The 1,183-nt window shown below is 57.3% G+C and carries 2 protein-coding genes; both read left to right on the plus strand.

What is annotated here, in order from left to right:
* Window positions 1–231, plus strand: a 231-nt coding sequence (locus tag AWB81_RS43240) for a TauD/TfdA dioxygenase family protein (RefSeq protein ID WP_200822651.1), incomplete at its 5' end; no start/stop codon positions are given.
* A 108-nt stretch (window positions 232–339) separates the two neighbouring features.
* Entirely contained in the window at window positions 340–816 is a 477-nt protein-coding gene (locus AWB81_RS43245) for a 2,4'-dihydroxyacetophenone dioxygenase family protein (RefSeq protein ID WP_062644730.1), read from the plus strand.
* Window positions 817–1,183: the final 367 nt, after the last annotated feature.

Below are 1,183 nucleotides of genomic sequence, written 5' to 3' on the forward strand. Positions count from 1 at the left end.
AACTTCGAGGACATCCGATACGGCCAGGACTTCATGCCGGAGGCGCATCAGTTGATGAACTATCTGACCTCTCAGGCAGCGATTCCGGAATACCAGGTACGTCTGAAGTGGAGAACCAACACGGTTGCCATGTGGGACAACCTGTCGGTTCAGCACTACGCGGTGGCTGACTACGGCAATGCGCCAAGAAAGATGCTGCGCGCCACCCTCACGGGCACCGCGCTGGTCTGAGCAGACGGCTCCCTCAGCAATTGCATGGTTGCCCGCCTGTCTCCGATGGGCGGGCCAGCCCTGGCACATTCCCGATTTTCCACCACATCCACACCAATGGAGACAAATATGCTTTACGAACAAATCGACACCGCAGTCATCGATGGCGAATCCCTGCCGTGGGTACCGTTGACGCCCTATTCAGAACAGATCCTGGTGAAATACTTCAAGCTTGACCCGATCCGGGGTGAATGGATCGTAATGATGAAGGCACCGCCCGGCGTGCAACTGCCCAAGCACCACCACACCGGCACGGTCTTGGTCTACACGATCGAAGGCAAGTGGAAATACAAGGAGCACGACTGGATCGCCGGGCCGAGCAGCATCGTCTACGAGACCGCTGCCTCGACCCACACGTTTGAAGTCGTCGAGGCAGGCAAAAACGGAGATGTGCTCACGCTGGTTCAGGTGAACGGCGATCTCCTGTTCCTCGACGGGAACGACAACATCGTCGCGTTCGAAAACTGGAAGACCTCGCTGAACCGCTATCTTGCCTATTGCGAGCAGCATGACATTAAGCCGAAAGATCTCACGGCATTCAACTGATCTTCAATCCAAGTGGACTCCCGATATCCCCCGGGGTCCTCGCGACACTCAGTGCGTCGCCCGCAAGACGCACTAGACGGTCCGGTCATATCTGCACTCCAGCACCACGCCGGGTCATCGCAGGTCATATGCGGCGAGAAGATGGCTGCGTGCACGGACCACACAACCCATGTCGCATCGCGATCTCTCCCGCCGTCAGAGCCGTTGTCTGATCGCAAAAACCCAGGAGAGGGGAAACACGGAGTCTCGGTTCGCGTCTTTGAAGCGGAACCGGACAGAGGGGTACGGCCATCTGCCCGCTCCCCGATCACAGACATTACGAACGGAACGACGCCATGAATGGCTTGATGATGCAAAAGAAGTTGTT

This window comes from Caballeronia arationis (genome assembly GCF_001544975.2).
GTDB classification, from domain to species: domain Bacteria; phylum Pseudomonadota; class Gammaproteobacteria; order Burkholderiales; family Burkholderiaceae; genus Caballeronia; species Caballeronia arationis.